We start from the raw sequence: 19,118 nt of genomic DNA on the forward strand, positions 1-19,118 counted from the left end.
TTTCGAGATGGTCATTCATGCTTCCTTTTGGTGAAGCATGAACCGGATCAATCATACACAAAAGGTCGGACACTCTCGGCCACATGCCCCTGTTGCTCCATCGCCAGCGCGTTGAAGTTCGAGAATGTCATTCCCACCATGAACATCGACATCGAGACGACCACCAGAAATGGCACCACGGTAATGATGTCCGCCGTCAGGACCAGCAGCGTGCTCAGCACGATGAAGGCGAGGACCGCGCCGTGGCTGAGAAAGCGCATCCCCCACCGCTCGACCAGCCAGGCATTCGCGAAGGATGACAGCGCGATGCTGCCCGCGATCAGCGCGAACACCAGCGGAAACCACACGCCAAGCCCCATGACATCGCCCAGAATCTGCTGCGCGGATGTGATGAAGCCAAACAGCGCCCCCATGAACGTCCCCGCAGCCAATGTATAGCCCATCGTCAAGCGCGAGGTCAGAACCGAGCGGAAGGCATCCGCCACAGCGGGAAGGCGGATCTCGCGCCGGTTCTGTGGCGCGAGCGTCTCCGGCAGGAACCTGGCGCAGATCCACCACATCACGATGGAATAGAGCGCCAGCACACCGAACACGGCCTGCCAGGGCGCGATGAACAGGACCAGTTGGCCGATGCTGGGCGCCACGACGGGAACGGCCATGAACACCATCATGATCAGCGATATCACTTGCGCCATCTGTCGTCCGGAATAGCAGTCGCGCACGATCGCGGTGCTGATGACGCGGGGCGCCGAGGACGCAACACCCTGCACCATACGCGCCAGAAGCAGAAGCTCAAAGCTGGGCGCAAAGATGCAGCCGATCGCCGCGACCGTATAGGCGGCCAGTCCGACCATCAGGATCGGCTTGCGCCCGAACCGGTCCGCCAGCAATCCAATGGCCAGCTGCCCAACGGCGAAGCCCGTCATGTAGGCGACGATGACCGTCTGCGCACGGTTGGGGTCGTCCAGCAGGAATGCAGCCCCGATAGAGGGCAGCCCCGGCAACATGATATCAATGGCCAGCGCGTTCAGCCCCATCAGCGCGGCCATGATGGCGACAAAGGCGTTGAAGCCGAGCGGAGCGTGGCGGGAACTGGAATCTGTCATGGAAACTGTCCGGTCAGGAAGGGGAAGAAAGGTCAGCGTCCCTCCCCTATTCCCATGGCACCGGACTGTCGAGGGCTTTAGCCCCGGGTCACCCAATCGTCATAATCAGATACCAGAAGGTGGGTCGGCGCGACATCCGCCTCGATGGTGGCAAACCGTCCGATGGGTTCGCGAAAGATGTTGTCGGTCAGATCGTCATTGACGGTCGAAACCTCACCAATCAGGACGTCGCCGCCCTCACCCCAGAAGGCATGCCAGTCGCCGGGGCGCAGGGTGACGCTCTCGCCGGGGGCGAGCATCAGCTTGTCACCCGGTGCGACGGTGCGCGCGATGCCGTCGCACGCGACGGTGCAGACGCGATCCTGCGCGAAGTTGCCCGCATCGTCCGAGCCGAACAACTCGATGGCCAGCGTCGCCCCGCCCCGGTTTATGATATCCTCGACCTTGTGCACATGGGTGTGCATCGGGCTGAGCTGATCGCGCCGCGAGATCATGATCTTCTCGGCGTAGAGCATGCCGGTGCCACTGTCGCGTTCCGAAAGGTCGCCGTTGCGGGTGGTGAACAGGAACAATCCCATCTCGTCAAACCGCCCGGCACCGTAATCGGTAATGTCCCAACCCAGACGGCGGTCCATGATTTGCCGCGCATCGCTGCGCACGCGCGCCACAAGATCCTCGGGCGACCAGTTCGCAAAACCGGGCAGGTGCTGGCCATGCTGCGCGATGAACGCGGCGGCATCCGCAAGGATCTGATTGATTTGGGAGCGTTTCATGAGGAATACCACGCGGTTTGAGGGTGAGGATGCGTTCGTCTCCTTCTCACCCCAATGGCAGTCTTGCGTCAACGTCCCGCGAACGTGACATCTGACGAAAGAGGGGGCGCCTGGCCCCCTCGATCATAGTCGCTTCGGTCCGGTTCAGACCGGCTGTTTCGTCTTGCGCAGATAGGGCAGGATGCGCTCGAACGATCCGAACTTCTGTTCTGCTTCCTCATCGCTGACGGCGGGGGTGATGATGACGTCATCACCCTGTTTCCAGTCGGCGGGGGTCGCGACCTGGTGTTCTGCGGTCAGCTGGATCGAATCTATGGCGCGCAGGATTTCCGCGAAATTGCGGCCCGTTGTCATGGGATAGGTCAGCGACAGCTTCACCTTCTTGTCCGGCCCGATCACGAAGACCGAGCGGACCGTGGCATTGGTCGCGGCTGTGCGCTCCTCACCCGCTGTCTCTTCCGCGGGCAACATGTCGAAGGCCTTGGCCACCTTCAGGTCGGGATCGCCGATCATTGGATAGCTGACGGATGATCCCGATACGGTTTCGATATCGGCCTTCCACCGCTGGTGATCCTCGACCGGATCGACGGAGATTCCGATCACCTTGGTATTCCGCTTCTCGAACTCGTCGATCATCCCGGCCATCGCGCCCAGTTCGGTGGTGCAGACCGGCGTAAAATCCTTCGGGTGACTGAACAGAACGGCGTAACCGTCACCGATCCAGTCGTGAAACCTTACCTCACCCTCAGTCGTGTCGGCGGTGAAGTCGGGGGCGGTATCGTTGATGCGCAGGGACATGGTGTATCCTCGATTCGTTTACAGGCGTAAACCGGAGGTAGGTGCACGGACACGTCCGCGCAACTCCTCAATCTCAGTTGCGCGGTATGGTAGGCGTCAAACCCTGCGCGCGCTGGGCCTCGATTTGTTGGGCGGTGGCGATGACGGTGCCATAGCGCTGCGCGCCGGGGGGGTGCGTGGCAAGAATGGAGCTGGACCCGGCAAAGCGGGCAAAGCTGGCAGCGCCGTCAACGGGATCATAGCCCGCAAGTTCCGCGATATAGGTGCCCAGAACGTCGGCCTCCAGCTCGAAACTCTGCGAATAGGCGCGTCCTCCGATCTGCTGGCCAAGGTCCGCACCGGCCTGCGCATCACCGCCAAGCCCCCCCAGGATCAGCGCCCCGGCGAGGCCGCCGAGTCCGACCTGCTGCTGGCGACGTTGCAAATGCCCGGCAATGTGGTGGCCTGCCTCGTGGCTCATGATGAAGGCAACCTCATTGGCGTTGCGCACGGTGCGCAGCATCGCTTCGTTGAACACGATCAGAGGGTAGCCGTTCTGGAAGGTCTGAAAGGCGTTGGGCTGATCGCCCGGGGCGATCTGAAACTGGAAATCGCAGAAATTACCGCTGCGCCCGGTTTCGGCACGGCAGGTGCTCTCGGCAATCGGCTCAATGCGTTGAGCAACCTGACGCATCAGGTCCTCCCCCTGCGACAGCGATCTGTTCGCCGCAGGCGCGGCAGTTGCAGGCGGAGCCACGGCGCCTGCAGCGTCAGGCACCTGAAAGGTGGGTTCACAGGCCGTCACGGCCAGCATGGCAAGGGCGGATATAAGAATGCGCACCGGTCTCTCCATCTTGTTACGACAGACAGAATAGCGCGTTTTTCCCCGCTTGCCATATGAGTGCCCCTGACAGTTTCACGTTGTCCGGGGGGACGCATGAAAGCGGCCAAATGTGCAAAGTCACAATGCACTGGCATAACTGCCAAATAACCAATAGCGCGCGCATCTTTTAGAAGATGGCGATTTGGGGCATTTCAACTAATTGATTTTATTACAGGAATCGGCGCCTTTATTTTCCGGCTGGGAAGAGCGTGCGCACTGACATCAAAAGCATGCGCACCGGCACCGGAGAGACGGCAAAGAAAAAGGCCCGCCGAAGCGGGCCTGTTGTCATGTCGACGATGCCGAGGCGTCAGGTGCGACCGAGGAGTTCTAAGAGGCTCCAAATCGTTTCGAGCCTGATTTGCATTTTCATCCCTAAGACGAGTTTCGAAATAACTAAAGACGTTCGCAACTGAGGGTTTCCGGAGATCGATGCCATTTCTGTCCCAAGCCTCCGTCATCAATACCCGCACTCTATGAGCGATTTTCTCCCGACGATCACCCTTGAGGTGATGCCTTGGCATCAGAGCTGCGACGGCTGACTCGCTGGGCTCCAAGGCCTCAAATTACCGAAAAAGTTCGTTCAAGGTCCGCCCCTTGTATAGAATGAACGCGTCGCTTCTGCCTCCTGCACGCGGGGAGGTGCGAATTTTCATGCTCAGTGCGATGCTCGCATGCTCAGCGATAAATTCTTTTGCCTCAGGTTTGTCCAATCCTCGTCCGGAAAGTTGTAACCGCGGGTCTCCTGCGTCAGTTCGCAATTTCGTCCGCCACTCAACCATGGCTCGGCATAGCGCCAACCTGATCTCGCCGATCTCGCGTTGGCGACTTGGAAGTGCTTGCCACGCCTTGTAACCACCTAAACGGGTTTCCAGACGGCTACCGGTGGTGGAGGGGGTAGTGTTGATCGCGGACCCAGGAAGACGCAACATTTCGACGAAGGTGGAATATGGCACGATCGAGATCGCGCCGTTTTCGCTATCCATCACCTCGTAGCCGTGCTCGGTTTGGCTGACAAAAATCACTGGGCGTCTCGCCAGTATAATTTCTGTCCTTGGTGGGAAATTGTAGCGAGGTGCGCTGGTCATGCGGCAGCCTCGATTCGATAATTTTCCCAAAGAACATGATCGAGGTTTGCTCGCAGCACGTACTGGGCAACGAGACGGTAGCATGCCGCAAATGCCCGCGGAGCTGCGACAGATGTATAAGAGAACAGGTCTTTCATATAGTAGAACGGCTGACCCGACTTCGCGATGCGACGGATCTCGTCGTCCGTTTCCACATCTGGATGCGTTACAAAGTAATGCATCCTCATCATGTTATCTCGGCGCTGGCGCCCATAATCATTTGCGTTAACAACAATCATGTCGTCAGCTACGTCAGTCGCTGTTGATGCGGCTATCCTCTGTTCCGTATCAGCGAGAAATAGCGTCTGCTCTACAGCGCTGAGTTGCTGGACAAACCGCCATTGGTCGTCATCGGAATCCTGAAATTCATCAAGGATCACAAGCGGAAATAGCCTTCCCATCCATGAGCGCAGATGGGTGCTGCCCTCGAAGAGCTCCGCCGTCGCAGCGGCAAAGAGGTCAAAGCAGACGATGCCATCTTCGTCCTTCAGACGCTCGCTTTCCGCCCCCCAATCCCCTTCGAACTGCGTGCGCCGGGTGCCTTCCTCGGAGGGGGCCATCATTTTCAGAGGTCGTCCACCCAGTAAGCGTCCGTGGCACCGCAAAATATCCCAGCAGAAGGAATGAATATCCCAGCAGAAGGAATGATAGGTCCGCACATCGATGCGTTTCATTTCTTCCTGGGTCAGAATTTCACGGCAGCGCTTCAGGATCTCCTGCACAGCGGCACGGGAAAAGCTCAAGAACAAGATGCTTTGACCAGGCGCAAGCGTGTCCAGAATGCCCTTGCACTTGAGTAGCGCGAGGGTCGTCTTGCCCGAATCCGGCCCGCCAATCACCAACGCGTGACCTTTTTCGTCTATGACGGATTGGGCGTTTTCCGCAGATCGAGAAAGTCATGACCTAAACTAAGCCCTCGATATCAATATCGAGCGGATCGGGGTCATCCGGCCCGTCTTCGCCGTCGCCTGCTGCGTCGGTATCGTCCAGCTTAGGCAACGCCATCTCAGCGGCGACGGTCTCCAAAAAGGTCTTCACCGTGTCGGGAATCTCGTCCAGCGTCTGGCATTGCTCGATCAGCATCGCGGCAAAACCCGAGCCCTTCTTGGCCTGGAGGACCTGCTTGGACAACGCGATCACGTCGTCATCGCTGTCGCCGTCTTTAAGATAGCCCTTATCGGTCGGATAGTCGGGATGGTCTTTGGCCTGATCTAAAAAACGCCGATGGACCGCAGGCGATACTTCGGCGGCCAGCAAGTCTTCTGTGCCTTAGCAGGCTGCTGAAAAAGTCGAAGACCGTCCATGTTGGCCCAGATCCGGGCCTCTTTTTGGGCTCTCTCGTCGAGCTGATGGGAATGTCTCGCTGCGGGCATCAAGCATCTTGACGAAAATCAGGCTCTGAAAACCTTTTTCAGCAGCCTGTTAGGGCCGGGAGGAACCTGAGCGATCCCGCTCAGTGTCGGCCGCAGCATTTCTTGTATTTGCGCCCCGACCCACAGGAGCATGGATCATTTCGGCCTGGCCGGGGACCGGCCTTGAACGGCACGTCGCTGAGATTCGCAGGCTCCCGCAAGGAAAGCTCGGGGCGGGACTGATGGAGTATCGTGGCGACGCAGTTCGGGATCAGATCGGGTGCTTCAAGGTCGATCTCGTCATCCGTGAACTTGCTCTGGCCGGTGTAGATATCCTGAAGCGCCATCAGGAAGATCATCGTCTCACGCGTCTCTTCGTCAGACTGATCGAGCAGGCGGCTCCAAGCCTGCGGTCGGAGCCGCATGGCGCGCGTGAAGCCAACAACCCAAGGCTCCCACATAACTTCGTCGCTATTGGGATCAACCTCGTAGATCGGTTCGACCCAAAGCGAGCCGGTTATTGCCTCAACGACCGAGTTGTAATGCGCCATCACTGCGCCAACAGTCTCCTCAGCGGCCTTTTCGTCAGGGAATTCCGCCTGCCCCGTCTCACCCCAGACATGAGGCAACCATTCCGAGGGTGGATCATCTCTGGGCAAGCAAGAACACCGACTATGTAGCCATTGAGTTCGCTGAGCGTCATTGGCATGTGCTCAGCGGGCAGCGCATGCAGCAGTGCGTCAAGTCGATCGAGTTCTTGATCGGACTGGTCCATGGATGTCTCCCGGGGAGGTCAAGCGCTGTTACTCTGCGCAACGCCAGCCTTCAACTAAGGAAATGTCAGTTCTGAGCTGGGATCGATACACGCTGCGGGCAGATTGAATGTCGACCTTGGGCCGGCGTCGCGTATGCCGCCTCCTTACGGCGAGCCGCGCGAGGAAGCCGCGTGCGCTTCGCTTGTTTTCGTGCACTGCGCAATGGAGGCGTAGCCCAGATCTGGTTGTGGAGACCAGCGCTGGATGCTTGCCAAGCTTGGGCATGTAGCCGGCAGTCCTTGAAGGCGCTCGGTCGCTCGTGCTTTCCAAGCTGTGCCGGCCTACAAATTAAATAAACAATATCAGAGCTATAAGAAAACCTCAAGAATTTCCGAGAATTCTCTTGACAGGGGTACGCAAGAAAAACTGCCGTTTTGCGCACTCTTATGCCCCATTGGCAATAACGAAGGCAAATGGCGACCCCTGGAGGATTCGAACCCCCGACCTGATGATTAGAAGTCACCTGCTCTATCCAGCTGAGCTAAGGGGCCGTTAGGGGGTCAGTGGGTCCAGGCGCCTCGCCGGTCATGGGCGAAATTGTCGCCGTAACCGCGATTTCTGATGTTCGGCTTGCGTTTCTTGGGCTCCATGACCTGATGCGGAATTCCGTGCCGCCGTGCATACTCGATAGCCGCCTCGCGGGTGTCGAACTGCATATGTACCTGACCGTTCGTATCCCCCGATCCCTGCCAGCCCATCAAGGGATCACGTCTTTTGGCCTGAGCGGCTTCGAATTCCAGAACCCAGTGGTTCAGATTCGCCGTTCCGGAGGTCATTGCGGCTCTCGCTGGCTGATAGATACGGGCAAACATGGATCATATCCCAATTAGAATTCCGCTATAGGGTATGTGCAAAAAATAACGCCCGCGCAAGGGGCGCGGGCGTGATGTGGATTGGAAATGTCTTGCACGCATTCCGGCGCGCCTGCTGTCTTCAATTGGCCGATGCGACGACAAAGCCACGCTCGACGTTGCTTTGCTGGGTCATGTAGAGCGTATCAAGGTAACCGCTGCCCGCTGCGCCGACACCGTTGGTAAAGGCAGAGGCCACGGCGGCCAGTTCTGCTTCCGCCGGTCTGGGGGCGGTTGTCGCAATGATCAAAGTGAAAAGAGCAGACAAGCCGAACAGGGCGTTCACAAGGGTACGCATTATACACTCCATTGAAATAACATAATTTATTCGTTGTATGCAGTATCAACTCGGCATCCCTCGGCAAGTTCCCGCCGATTCAGAAAAAGAATCATTTCAAATGAATTTTCTGCAATTGCCGCGCAAATTTCCCGCCATGGAATTCCGCCACGGAATAAAGCCGTTGAATACGGTTCGTGGAATGTATCGGAAGACGTTTCGACCGAAACGTGAGAACAAGACGCCGTCGATCCCTGACAAGGGAGCGTGGGTGGGTGGTGGTATTGTCAGACACCGACGGCTCTGCTGCTTGCACTTCAGAACATAGGGGGGCGCCGCACTCTGACAATTCGCTTTTTGCAATAGATCGATTCAATTTTAGTCATTACCGGAGGCCGCGCCGGTGATTGAAGCATGTGCAATCCTCGCTATATCTCATCTGTGCAGCCGAGGGGAAAAACATGAACGACACCATCACGCTTCCTGAAGTCGTCCGCCCCGAACAGCCGAAGCTGGAGGGTGGACGCAAATTCGTGATGCGAACCGACTTCTCCCCCGCCGGTGATCAACCCACGGCGATTGTCGAGCTTTCAGACGGGGTGAAGGCCGGCGAACAGGATCAGGTTCTGCTGGGTGCCACGGGTACAGGCAAGACGTTCACCATGGCCAAGGTCATCGAGGAGACGCAGCGCCCCGCCATCATCCTCGCCCCCAACAAGACGCTCGCGGCGCAGCTCTACGGTGAGTTCAAGGGGTTTTTCCCGGACAACGCTGTCGAGTATTTCGTCAGCTACTACGATTATTACCAGCCGGAGGCCTATGTCGCCCGCTCCGACACCTATATCGAGAAGGAATCGCAGATAAACGAGCAGATCGACCGGATGCGCCATTCAGCCACGCGCGCCCTGCTCGAACGCGACGACGTGATTATCGTGGCATCGGTGTCGTGCATCTACGGCATCGGCTCGGTCGAGACTTACAGCGCGATGACGCAAGATGTCGTCGTCGGGCAAAGCTATGACCAGCGCAAGGTCATGGCCGATCTGGTCGCCCAGCAATACAAGCGCAACGACGCTGCCTTTCAGCGCGGTTCGTTTCGCGTGCGCGGCGACACCGTTGAAATCTGGCCCGCCCATATGGATGATCGCGCCTGGAAGCTCAGCTTCTTTGGCGAGGAACTGGAAAGCATCACCGAGTTCGATCCCCTGACAGGTGCGAAGACCGGCACGATGGACAAGGTCCGCATCTACGCCAATTCCCACTACGTTACCCCGCGCCCGACCATCGCGCAGGCCATCGTCGGCATCAAGAAGGAGCTGAGGCAGCGGCTCGACCAGTTGGTAAACGAGGGCAAGTTGCTGGAGGCGCAGCGCCTGGAACAACGCACCCAGTTCGATCTGGAAATGCTGGAGGCAACCGGCGTGTGCAACGGGATCGAGAACTATTCGCGCTACCTGACGGGCCGCGCGCCCGGCGAGCCGCCGCCCACCCTGTTCGAATACATCCCCGACAACGCCATCGTCTTCGCGGACGAAAGCCATGTTTCGGTTCCGCAGATCGGCGGCATGTACAAGGGCGATTACCGGCGCAAGTTCACCTTGGCCGAGCATGGCTTCCGCCTGCCGTCCTGCATGGACAACAGGCCGTTGAAATTCGAGGAGTGGGACGCGATGCGCCCGCAATCCATATATGTTTCGGCCACCCCTGCCGCGTGGGAGCTGGAGCAGGCGGGCGGCGTCTTTACCGAACAGGTGATCCGCCCCACCGGCCTGCTGGATCCGCCTGTCGAAATTCGGCCAGTGGAAATGCAGGTCGATGACCTGATGGACGAAATCCGCATCGTTGCAGCGCAGGGAATGCGGGTTCTGGTGACCGTTCTGACCAAGCGCATGGCCGAGGATTTGACGGAATATTTCCACGAGCAGGGCATCCGCATTCGCTACATGCACTCGGATATCGACACGGTGGAACGGATCGAGATCCTGCGCGACCTGCGCCTGGGCGCGTTCGACGTTCTGGTGGGCATCAACCTGCTGCGTGAGGGTCTGGATATCCCCGAGTGCGGCCTCGTCGCGATTCTGGACGCGGACAAGGAAGGCTTTCTGCGCTCCGAAACCTCGCTGGTGCAGACGATCGGGCGGGCGGCTCGGAATGCCGATGGGCGCGTTATCATGTATGCCGACCGCATCACCGGCTCGATGGAGCGGGCGATAGGAGAAACCAACCGCCGACGTGAGAAACAGCAAGCCTACAACGAGGAGCACGGAATAACGCCCGAAACCGTCAAGAAGAACGTCGATGACATTCTGGCCGGTCTCTACAAGGGCGATACAGATCAAAGCCGCATCACCGTCAAGGTGGACAAGCCGATGGTGGGCGAAAACCTGGCCGCCCATCTGGAGGCGCTGCGCAAGGATATGATCAAGGCCGCCGAGAACCTGGAATTCGAGGAAGCCGCCCGCATCCGCGATGAGGTCAAGCGTCTGGAAACGGTCGAGTTGACCATCGCGGACGATCCGCTCGCCCGGCAAAGCGCGGTGGAGCAAGCCGTCACCGAGGCGAAGAGGGCCTCCGGTCGTTCCACGGCAGGCAAGGGCGGAACTCGGCACTACAGGGGCAAGAGTCAAAAGAAATTCGGAGGGTGACGTAGCGATAAGGGCTGTAAACAGCTTGTGTACGATGGCATGCTGGCCCTCAGCAGAGGGGGCGATGCGACGTGCCGACGGGGGCCACAACCACAATAGCCGAAGTCACGCGACAGATTTCCGTGCTGAACAGCGATATGAGGTTTCGCGTCCCGGCAACGACCGTGATGCTGATCATTTTCCTGTACTTCGTGGACCTGTCGGCGGCCATCTATTCAGGTGCGATCTATTATATCTGTGAGTTCATGCAGTATCGCATCGGACGCAAATACATCAAGAATCCCAGCAAAGAACATTACGCCCAGATGATGATCGCTTCGACCCTCGCGGTCAGCAGTGTCCTGTTGCCGGTCGTCATGATGTGGCATCTGGGGACCATGTATCCGCGCGTGATATGCGTCACGATCCTGACGGCGACATTCCTGCATGTTGCACTGATCCGTTCCCCCCATTTGCGATTCGCTGTCGTCACGGCCATCCCGTTGATCTGTGCCTTCTACTATTTGATAGTGCTGCAATATTTTGAGAGAAACGATGTCGTGGTTTTGCTCGTAAGCCTGCTGGGCGTGACCGCATTCAACGCGTATTTCATGTTGGCAGTGTTTACCTACAACCGCTTCCAACGCGCCTTGCTGATTGCCAGCGATACCGCACGGGCGGCGAGCACCTCGAAAAGTCAGTTCCTCGCCACGATGAGTCATGAGTTGCGCACCCCGCTGAACGCGATCATGGGTGTCAGCCAATTGTTGCACGATCAACCGCACCATCCCGCCTCCGCGGTTCGCATCGCGGCGCTGCAACGGGCATCGTTCAGCCTCAAGGCCCTGGTGGACGACGTGCTGGACCTGACGCGGATCGAGCAGGGCATGATCGAATTGCGTCCGGTTCGCACGAATCTGAAGGACGAGATCTCCGCCATAGCGGAGCTGCACCGGTCCGTCGCGATCTCGAAGGGGCTGTCCTTCGAACTGCGCTTCGCGCGGCATATACCACAATACCTCGTCTTCGATCCGTTGCGGGTACGCCAATGCGCCACCAATCTGCTGAACAATGCGCTGAAGTTCACGGATCGCGGAAATGTCAGCATGACCGTCAGGACCGCGCAAGCGCAGGGTGACGAGGTCCGGGTGGAGATTGAGGTCAGCGATACGGGCATCGGTGTTCCGCCCGGAATGCGCCACCATCTGTTCGAAAGCGGATACCAGTCTGACATTCCCCCCGCCTCGCCCACTTGCCACCGTCCGAGCGGTGCCGGTCTGGGGCTGAGCATCTCGCGTATGCTCGCACGGCAAATGGGTGGGGATATCACTTTGGTCTCGCAGATTGATGCGCAGATGGGCGCGACCTTCCGCTTTACCTTCACAGCGCAACTGGCTGGTCCCAAGCAGCCCGACACGACCGACACCGCCGCAAATCCCCTGACTATGGCTGTGCGAAACATCCTTGTGGTGGACGATATCGCCACCAACCGCATGGTCGCTGCCGCCTTCGTCGAGGCGGAAGGCCTCAACGCGACGCAGGCGGCAAGCGGGGCCGAGGCGCTCGATCTTCTCGCTCGGGGCCAGTTTGATCTGGTGCTGCTGGATATGAACATGCCGCAGATGTCCGGCCTGGAAACATTTCAAGCCATCCGGGCCTCGAACACGGCATGGGCCTCGATTCCCGTGATCGCCCTGACCGCCGACGCAATGCCCGAGGACACCGCACGCTATCTGCGTGCGGGCCTCGACGGCTATCTGGCAAAACCGCTCGACAAAAGAGCCTTGCGCGCGGAAGTCTCCGCCGTCTTCGCGGGCAGGATCAACTGTGAAGATCGCAACGGACATGCACGATGACACCGCCGCCCACCGGTTCGGACCAGGTCAGCCCGATCGCATCGGCGGCACTGCCCTGCTTGACCGCCACGCGCGGAAGGCGCCCGTCCCAGCTGGAACTGATCGCGTATGTCGGACTGACCCCATCGACCGTCAACGCACGTAAGCCGAAGGGCAGACGCCCCGCGGTCGGAACGGTCCAGGTCGTCGCGGACCCGAACTTGGTGTAGGGCACCGCCGCAGGGTTTTGCGTCCGTATCACGACATTCTCATAGACATTGCCCGTAAAGGTCACGCCGCGCGTGCGGGTCGGGTCCAGCGTTCCCCGGTCCGTATCGACATCGTCCACACGCTGGATGATATCGCCCCCGATGGTCTTGAATGCGTTGTCAGTCACTGAAATCCCGTCGATATAGCGGTTCGGTCCGATCGGGGCGATGCGGATATAGGTAAAGCTCCTAAGCACGTCGGAACAGGTGAAGATATTGCCCGTGATCGTCAGGTTTCCATAAGGATTGTCGTTTGCCGTGTTGGCATTGTGCTCATCGGTCAGTTCGATGAACGCATTGTCGCAGTAGTTGCCGGTGAACACGGTCTTGACGTTCTTGTTGGTCAGCACGACCCCGGCGGAGCGTGCGGCGCCTTCCCCCGCATTGTCACCCTGCCACCAATGGTTGCCGACGAACAGATGCCCACCACCGGCCACGACGGCAAAATGCAGGAATTGCACGGCGCGATTGTTGCGGATCTTCATGTCGTTCTTGTTGGTGTTGAACGCGATGGAGGTCCGCTGTCCCACATCCTGATCGCCATCCGGTGACAGAAACTCGTTGCTCTCGATCGAGATGCCGTTGCAACCCTCCCCGATCGAGGTGATGGCCCGATCCTTGGGCCGCACGAACCAGCAATCGTGGATGTGCCAGGCTGTACCGCTTTGCGCCAGCATCACGGCGGAGGCCCGACGGTTGCACAGAAACTCGATCTGCATCAGGCATTGCCGGTTGATCGAGGTAAATCCCGAATAGTCCAGCATGTAGCGAAACCGCGTGAAGCTGTAGGTCTGCGTGCCCGCAGCGGCATAGAGGGGCTGGCTCAGGATCAGCTTCGCGTTCGGGATATCGACCTCGCGAACATAGACCTCACGCCCCACGCCGGTGCCCTCGACCAGGCTGCCCTGTTCGATCTGCGCGACGTTGACCACATCGGTCAGTTCCAGCGGTTTCGCGCTGTCATAGCTGGCGGAGGAGGTGGCGGTGGCGTCGTTCCAGGCGGAGGAACTGGCCGCCTCCAGATAGCCGTTGCGGATTGCGCGGCGGTTGCCGAACGTGTCGCGGTCGCCTACCGCAGCGTGCACATCCACCGGGCGCGTCAAGCGGATCTGACGGCCGCACAGGTCCAGGCTGTCATGGTCGGTAAAGGCATAGAGCGCCCCCAGCGCGCGTTCCAGCGCGACCTGTTCGTCCTGAAACGCGTCCAGATAGGTGTCGTAATTGTAGTTATGCGTCAGCGCGACCCGACCGGGTGAGGAATGCGCGATCTTTCCCGTGAACCGCACCCGCGCGTCCAGCGTCAGTTCCGACCCGATATAGAACTCGCCCTCAGGCACCAGCAGATCGCGCCCGGCGCTGGCCGCGTCGGCCGCATAGAACGCATCCGTATCGTCGGTGACGCCATCGCCTACCGCGCCGTAATCGCGCACGTCCACCCAATCCATCAGATTGCGCAGAAAATTGGAGGTGGCGTCCTCGATCACAATGCTCTCGATGCGCACGGAACAATTGTTGTCGCCGATCAGGTCCAGCCCGAAATGTGCCCCGGCGACATTCTGAGCCCAGACCAGATCGACCCCGCCGCGTGCGCCCTGGCCGACGATCGCGGATACCTCGTAGACCTCACCATAGGTTTCCAGAAAGACGGCGTCGCCGGTGCTGGGCACCGTTGCCTCTGCCCCGCCATTGGTCAGGGGATAGGCCGCGATGCGAACCGAGGGGCGATTGCCGCCGACCAGCTTGACCCGGGCGGAGACGCGCAGATAGCAACCCGGAGTGATGGCGGTCTGTTCAGTATAGCGCAGTCGCTGCACGCTGTCGGTCTTGAAGATTTCGAGGCACTCGCCGAAATCCGCACCTCCCGCCACCAATGCTGCGTTCGGGGCGTCGTCATAGGTCGCCTGACCTGCCAATCCGTCCTGACTGGACCAGACGGAGAGACCGTCGGAAAATGCGGGCGGCATCAGGTCGATACCGTCGGTGACTGCCTTGTTCATCGATCAAATCCTTTCGCCCGACGGGCGCGAAGGATTTGAAGTGGAAATCGGTATCGCGCCGACTGTGCCGGTGCTGAAAATCTCCACTGAAAAATATCACCGGACGAATCCGGCGAATGTCTTTGTCGCATATGCCCGTTAACGTGTGGTTAATTCAGGCTCCGGTTCCACTTTCGGACAGCAGTCGAACGCCGTTGATCCGCCAGATTCCGTCCACTTGCACCACTTCGTATTCAGCGACGTAACTGCGCGTGTCTCCTCCCAGCACGACCTGTTGGAAGAACCTTTCACCCTCCTGCCGTAACAGTGAGAACCGAATGGAGGCGGGCCGCCAGACCATCGGATAACCCTCCCGTATCATTGCGCCAAAACCGTCGGCGGTGCCAAACATGTTCTGGATCATGGGTGAGGCATGCGCGAACGCCGCATCGAAATCATCGCGCTGAAAGGCGTCGATCTGCTGGGCAATCACGTCGCGTACTGCCGCCTCATCCGCCCGTGCCGCACCGGGCAGCATCAGCGCGAGCACGACGATCAGTCCGAGTAGTATGCGCATGACGATCCTCCTCCGGTGCTTCGATAGCATGCCGCAGCGAAGCGCCCGACAGTATCGAAACTCTATGGAATCTACGCGCCACCACTCCCGTTTGTTTCACGGCTCAGTTGGTGACGAAGACCCCGTTCAGCGCCTGATCAATCAGGGCCACCGTTTCATTCACGCCGTAGAGCGCCACGAACCCGCCGAAACGGGGTCCCTGGCTTGCCCCCAGCAGCACCTCGTAGATCGCCGCGAACCACGCGCGCAGCGGCTCGAACCCGTGCGCCTTGCCAACGGCGAAGACCTCGGATTGCAATGCTTCCGCCTCCACCGGCCCGTCCCACGCCGCCAGTCGTTCGCGCAGATCGCTCAGCGCGGCGCGCTCTTGCTCGGTGGGCAAGCGGTAGACCTTGGCAGGTTTCACGAAGTCCTGGAAATAGCGCACCGCGTGGGCTGCGGCGCGGTCCAGCCCGGGATGGCTCTCAGCTGACGCATTCGGCGCATATTTGCGGATAAAGCCCCACAGAACGTCCTTGTCCTCGGCATTCGCGACCGAGGCGAGGTTCAGCAGCATCGAGAACGTCACCTCCATGTCGCTGACCGGCACCGCGCTGCCATGGATATGGTGCACGGGATTGTTCAACCGCTGGGCGTCGTCCTGATCCACATAGGCGCGCAGATGCTGGTGATATTCATCCTCCGCCTTGGGGATCACATCGAAATGCAACCGCTTCGCGGTCTTCGGCTTTTGGTACATGAACAGCGACAGGCTTTCGGGGCTGGCATAGGTCAGCCAATCCTCCATGCTCAGGCCATTGCCCTTGGACTTCGAAATCTTCTGCCCTGCGGCATCGAGGAACAACTCATAAGTCAGCGTTTCGGGCAGCGGCTCACCCAGGGCTGCACAGATCTTCTTGGCCTGTGTGACACTGTCGATCAGATCCTTGCCCGACATTTCGTAATCGACGCCCAGTGCGGCCCAGCGCATCGCCCAGTCCGGCTTCCACTGCATCTTGACGTGGCCGCCGGTAACGGGGATTTCCACGCGCTCGCCATCCGGCTCGGCATAGACGATGGTGCCCTTGGCCACGTTGCGTTCCAGCGTCGGAACCTGCAGGACATGGCCCGTCTTGGGCGACACCGGCAGGAACGGAGAATAGGTCGCGCGGCGTTCTTCCCCCAAAGTGGGCAGCATGATCGACAGCAGTTTGTCGAACCGCTCCAGCGCGCGCTGCAACATCTCATCGAAGCGGCCCGACAGGTAATAATCGGTGGAGGAGGCGAATTCGTAGTCGAACCCGTAGGAATCGAGGAACGCCATAAGCCGCGCGTTGTTGTGCGCCCCGAAACTGTCATGCGTGCCGAACGGATCGCGCACGCGGGTCAGCGGCAGGTTCAGATCCTGCTCCAGCACTTCGCCATTCGGTATGTTCGTGGGCACCTTGCGCAGACCGTCCATATCGTCCGAGAAGCAAAGCAGCTTCGTCGGGATGTCCGACAGCGTCTCGAACGCCTGACGCACCATGGTGGTGCGCGCAACCTCCCCGAACGTGCCGATATGGGGCAGACCGGACGGGCCGTAGCCTGTCTCGAACAGGACGAAGCCCTTTTGAGGCGGCTTTTTCTCGAACCGTTTGACCAGCTTGCGCGCCTCCTCGAAGGGCCAGGCCTTGGATGTCAGTGCAAGTTCTGCGAGGTCGGTCATCGGGTCATACTCCATGGAATGCGCGCACACCTATTGAGGGGGCGGTGCCGCGTCAATATATCGGAACTGACCGACAACAGGAGAATTCCATGACAGCTCAGCTTTCGGCGCAGGATGCGCTTGTCGCAACCATGATCGCCGTCTCTGCCGCGGATGGCGCGCTCAGCGACCGTGAAACGGATTCGATCAGACGGATGATTGCGGTGCTGCCGATCTTCGACGGCTACGATCCCGCCCATCTGCCCACGGTGGCGCAGATCGTGTTCGACCTGTTCGAGGATGAGGACGGCGTCGATGCTATGGTCGGGCTGGTGGCAGATGCGCTGCCCGGTACCCTGAACGAGACAGCCTACGCGCTGGCCTGTGATGTCGCCGCCGCCGACGGCACCGTGCAGATGGAGGAGCTGCGGCTGCTCGAAATTATCCGGCACGACATGAACGTCGATCGTCTGGTCGCCTCCGCTATCGAGCGGGGGGCCCGCGCCCGCCACGCCAGATTGCCCGGCTGAGTTCCTGAGGGGCAGACGCGCCTCAAACGGGAATATTTTCCACGACCCGACCAAGAAGGATCCGACGATGAGCCTGATCATCCACCGTAACGGCGACCGCGCGACCGTGTCCGCCCCTGCCGAAGCCTTTACCGGAACTGTCCTGATCTCCCCCGTGATCGTGACTCCGAAGCCTGCCAGCATCCGTTCCGTCGATGTCAGCTTTGCGCCCGGTGGGCGGACGTTCTGGCATCACCATCCGTTGGGGCAGACCCTGCGTGTGACCTCCGGCATGGGGCTGGTGGCGTTGCGCGGCGAGGCTCCTCAGGTAATCCGCGCGGGTGATACTGTCTTTATCCCGCCGGATGTCGAGCATTGGCACGGCGCCACGCCGACCACCGCGATGAGCCACATCGCCTTTCAGGAGGAACCGGAAGGGGAGACCGTCTGGCTGGACGCAGTAACTGAGGATGACTACGCCCTCACCCCCGCCTGATGGGGCATTAAGGGCCGCGCGCGTGACAAGACCTAGCGTGTCCACAGACCCGCATTGCGGATCGCGGTGGAGCTGAGATCGACCATCGGGCCGGTCACCATAGTCCAGACCGGCGGCGTCATATGCGGCAGCAGATGCGCCGCTCCTTCCTCCAGCCGTGCATCCGTGAACATCCGCGCGGCCGGTGACAGACCCGCGCGGACCTGCTCCCCCGGTCGGGCCAGAACCCCGATTGGAACGGACCGGGCGATCCGCTGCCAGTCATCCCACTTGTGAAAGCTCGCCAGATTGTCCGCGCCCATCAGCCAGACGAACCGCACCCGTGGATACCGTGCCTGCAAGGCGCGGATCGTCTCGGCCGTGTAGCGCGTGCCAAGCTGAGCCTCGATATCGGTTACATCCACACGGGGGTGTCGCATGATCGCGCGTGAGGCCGCAACGCGCCGGGCCAGCGCTGCCGGTGCATCGGACTTGAGTGGGTTGCCGGGTGACACCAGCCACCAGACGCGATCCAGCCCGAACCGTTTCAGCGCCTCGCGCGTGATATGAACATGCCCGGCATGGGGCGGATCGAACGACCCCCCCAGCAACCCGACGATCTGCCCGTCGGCGGCGCGCGGCTGCCCCGTTTGCATTTTGCTTCGCGCTCCAACCGCTTGCGATGTGTGCTTGTCGGATTTGCAAGGACCCGTTGTCAACCGACGGGCAGGGCGGATACGCGATCATTGACGCGCACGGTGCCCGGCTCGATCACCTCGGCGCACCATCCGCCATGTCCGCGCAGGGCCGCGTATCCGCCATTTCCCAGAGCCTCCTCCATCCGCGAACATGGCGCGCAAACCGTCGTCCAGCGCAGGAGTGCCGATCCCATACGGACGCTCCGTCCCTTGAGCGCGGTCAGGTTGATGCCGCTGACCACGATGTTTCGACGCAGCATCTGGGGCAGCACGTCGCGCCCGATCAACGCGGCGATGACGTCCAGATGCTCCGCCTGTATCATTGTTACCGCCCGCTTGCCCGGTCGGCCATGATCGCCCGCCAGTCCGCCTGCGCCGATCTCGACCTCTTCGCACGGCAGCAGGGCCTCACGCCGGGCGGGCCGGATGCCGATCCACTCCACCCGCCCGGGCCCGCCGGTGCGCGCGATCAGTTCCTTGAGTTCCATCACTGCTCCCGTTGCTCCTCACCTTCAAAACCCTTATCTC

18 protein-coding genes, 1 tRNA gene and 2 pseudogenes are annotated in these 19,118 nt (G+C 60.0%); 4 read left to right on the top strand and 17 right to left on the bottom strand.

The window, feature by feature from the left end; genetic code table 11:
- Window positions 1-47: 47 nt before the first annotated feature.
- From H1S03_RS12340 to H1S03_RS12390, 12 genes and pseudogenes are all read right to left on the bottom strand, one after another.
- On the bottom strand, window positions 48-1,106 hold the full coding sequence (locus H1S03_RS12340; RefSeq protein ID WP_185804728.1) for a multidrug effflux MFS transporter: 1,059 nt from the start codon (window positions 1,104-1,106) through the stop codon (window positions 48-50).
- 77 nt (window positions 1,107-1,183) lie between these two features.
- Complete coding sequence (locus tag H1S03_RS12345) at window positions 1,184-1,879, bottom strand: D-lyxose/D-mannose family sugar isomerase (RefSeq protein WP_185804729.1); 696 nt, start codon at window positions 1,877-1,879, stop codon at window positions 1,184-1,186.
- Window positions 1,880-2,023: 144 nt separating this feature from the next.
- Window positions 2,024-2,677 (bottom strand): peroxiredoxin, encoded by a 654-nt coding sequence (locus tag H1S03_RS12350; RefSeq protein ID WP_185804730.1) that lies wholly within the window; start codon window positions 2,675-2,677, stop codon window positions 2,024-2,026.
- A gap of 73 nt (window positions 2,678-2,750) precedes the next feature.
- A complete protein-coding gene (locus H1S03_RS12355) occupies window positions 2,751-3,497 on the bottom strand; it encodes a M48 family metalloprotease (RefSeq protein WP_185804731.1) in 747 nt (248 codons plus the stop codon).
- 608 nt (window positions 3,498-4,105) lie between these two features.
- Window positions 4,106-4,627, bottom strand: coding sequence for a hypothetical protein (locus tag H1S03_RS12360; protein ID WP_185804732.1), 522 nt, complete (start codon window positions 4,625-4,627; stop codon window positions 4,106-4,108).
- Window positions 4,624-5,532: pseudogene (locus H1S03_RS12365) on the bottom strand (UvrD-helicase domain-containing protein); the annotation flags it as partial. The gene H1S03_RS12360 and the pseudogene H1S03_RS12365, both read right to left, overlap by 4 nt.
- Window positions 5,533-5,569: 37 nt before the next feature.
- A complete protein-coding gene (locus H1S03_RS12370; protein ID WP_185804734.1) occupies window positions 5,570-5,923 on the bottom strand; it encodes a hypothetical protein in 354 nt (117 codons plus the stop codon).
- 196 nt (window positions 5,924-6,119) lie between these two features.
- The gene (locus H1S03_RS17780; RefSeq protein ID WP_430700914.1) at window positions 6,120-6,212 is read right to left on the bottom strand and encodes an SEC-C metal-binding domain-containing protein; all 93 of its coding nucleotides are present in this window, start codon (window positions 6,210-6,212) and stop codon (window positions 6,120-6,122) included.
- Between the two features lie 111 nt (window positions 6,213-6,323).
- Window positions 6,324-6,793 (bottom strand): annotated as a pseudogene (locus tag H1S03_RS17785) (UPF0149 family protein); the annotation flags it as partial.
- Between the two features lie 454 nt (window positions 6,794-7,247).
- Window positions 7,248-7,324 (bottom strand) — tRNA-Arg (locus H1S03_RS12380).
- 9 nt (window positions 7,325-7,333) lie between these two features.
- Window positions 7,334-7,645, bottom strand: a complete 312-nt coding sequence (locus tag H1S03_RS12385; protein WP_185804735.1) for an ETC complex I subunit — start codon at window positions 7,643-7,645, stop codon at window positions 7,334-7,336.
- Between the two features lie 121 nt (window positions 7,646-7,766).
- Complete coding sequence (locus H1S03_RS12390; protein ID WP_185804736.1) at window positions 7,767-7,982, bottom strand: hypothetical protein; 216 nt, start codon at window positions 7,980-7,982, stop codon at window positions 7,767-7,769.
- Window positions 7,983-8,422: 440 nt separating this feature from the next.
- On the opposite strand from H1S03_RS12390, the gene uvrB reads away from it, so the two are divergent.
- Together uvrB and H1S03_RS12400 are read left to right on the top strand one after the other, a co-directional pair.
- Window positions 8,423-10,606: an excinuclease ABC subunit UvrB gene (gene uvrB, locus H1S03_RS12395; protein ID WP_185804737.1), complete on the top strand. Its 2,184-nt coding sequence runs from the start codon at window positions 8,423-8,425 to the stop codon at window positions 10,604-10,606.
- Window positions 10,607-10,773: 167 nt separating this feature from the next.
- A complete protein-coding gene (locus H1S03_RS12400; protein WP_185804738.1) occupies window positions 10,774-12,441 on the top strand; it encodes a response regulator in 1,668 nt (555 codons plus the stop codon).
- On the opposite strand, the gene H1S03_RS12405 is transcribed toward H1S03_RS12400, so the two are convergent.
- The 3 genes from H1S03_RS12405 to H1S03_RS12415 all read right to left on the bottom strand — a co-directional run bounded on the left by H1S03_RS12405 (window position 12,407) and on the right by H1S03_RS12415 (window position 16,929).
- The gene (locus H1S03_RS12405) at window positions 12,407-14,686 is read right to left on the bottom strand and encodes a glycosyl hydrolase family 28-related protein (protein WP_185804739.1); all 2,280 of its coding nucleotides are present in this window, start codon (window positions 14,684-14,686) and stop codon (window positions 12,407-12,409) included. The two genes, H1S03_RS12400 and H1S03_RS12405, sit on opposite strands and share 35 nt — an antisense overlap.
- A 154-nt stretch (window positions 14,687-14,840) precedes the next feature.
- Window positions 14,841-15,242 carry a DUF4864 domain-containing protein gene (locus H1S03_RS12410; RefSeq protein WP_249777908.1) on the bottom strand — a complete coding sequence of 134 codons (402 nt, stop codon included), beginning with the start codon at window positions 15,240-15,242 and terminating at the stop codon, window positions 14,841-14,843.
- A 103-nt stretch (window positions 15,243-15,345) separates the two neighbouring features.
- Window positions 15,346-16,929: a lysine--tRNA ligase gene (locus H1S03_RS12415; RefSeq protein ID WP_185804741.1), complete on the bottom strand. Its 1,584-nt coding sequence runs from the start codon at window positions 16,927-16,929 to the stop codon at window positions 15,346-15,348.
- A gap of 89 nt (window positions 16,930-17,018) precedes the next feature.
- On the opposite strand from H1S03_RS12415, the gene H1S03_RS12420 reads away from it, so the two are divergent.
- Window positions 17,019-17,438 carry a tellurite resistance TerB family protein gene (locus tag H1S03_RS12420; protein WP_185804742.1) on the top strand — a complete coding sequence of 140 codons (420 nt, stop codon included), beginning with the start codon at window positions 17,019-17,021 and terminating at the stop codon, window positions 17,436-17,438.
- Window positions 17,439-17,505: 67 nt separating this feature from the next.
- Window positions 17,506-17,913 (top strand): (R)-mandelonitrile lyase, encoded by a 408-nt coding sequence (locus tag H1S03_RS12425; RefSeq protein WP_185804743.1) that lies wholly within the window; start codon window positions 17,506-17,508, stop codon window positions 17,911-17,913.
- Between the two features lie 32 nt (window positions 17,914-17,945).
- Here H1S03_RS12425 and H1S03_RS12430 read toward each other — a convergent pair whose 3' ends face one another.
- Both H1S03_RS12430 and H1S03_RS12435 read right to left on the bottom strand, forming a co-directional pair.
- Window positions 17,946-18,548, bottom strand: coding sequence for a nicotinate-nucleotide adenylyltransferase (locus tag H1S03_RS12430; protein WP_185804744.1), 603 nt, complete (start codon window positions 18,546-18,548; stop codon window positions 17,946-17,948).
- Between the two features lie 59 nt (window positions 18,549-18,607).
- The gene (locus H1S03_RS12435; RefSeq protein WP_185804745.1) at window positions 18,608-19,078 is read right to left on the bottom strand and encodes an MOSC domain-containing protein; all 471 of its coding nucleotides are present in this window, start codon (window positions 19,076-19,078) and stop codon (window positions 18,608-18,610) included.
- Between the last annotated feature and the right edge of the window lie 40 nt (window positions 19,079-19,118).

Origin of the sequence: Pontivivens nitratireducens (genome assembly GCF_014235845.1) — a bacterium.
GTDB classification, from domain to species: domain Bacteria; phylum Pseudomonadota; class Alphaproteobacteria; order Rhodobacterales; family Rhodobacteraceae; genus Pontivivens; species Pontivivens nitratireducens.